A 452-nucleotide genomic window follows, 5' to 3' on the forward strand; every position below is an offset into this window, starting at 1 on the left:
ACCGGCCTGCGCCCGACTTTAAACCACCACAACCCCGAAATCCGCTTCAACCGCGAACGCCGCCTGATTGAAGTCAACGGCCTGTTCCGCCACGGCTTTATGATTTCCCCGGCTGTTACCGGCGCGGCCGTGCGTTTGGCCGGTGCGCTGTTTGCCGGAAGCGACGTTCCCGAATACGACGAAGCCAGCGGTTTGCCGTATATCCATGCCGCAAATTGAAGCCGTGGCGGACGTTGTGCTTGAAAATCGGGCAAATTGTTTGTGAAAGACAGCCACAGGCCGTCTGAAAATGATAAAATCGCCGTCAATTCAATTAATCTTGCGTCTGAAAACCGCATGATGCTGTATTCAGACGCCAAACCAATTTCCTATTTAACGATAAGCACATGACAACCCAAACCCTTTTAATCGAACTTCTCACTGAAGAACTCCCGCCAAAAGCCCTCAATAAT

The 452-nt window shown here is 51.5% G+C and carries 1 pseudogene; it reads left to right on the forward strand.

Annotation, left to right across the window (positions count from 1 at the left end):
• A pseudogene (locus tag ACTHSP_RS21930) lies at positions 1–219 on the forward strand (FAD-dependent oxidoreductase); the annotation flags it as partial.
• Between the last annotated feature and the right edge of the window lie 233 nt (positions 220–452).

This window comes from Neisseria sp. P0001.S005, from assembly GCF_051963715.1.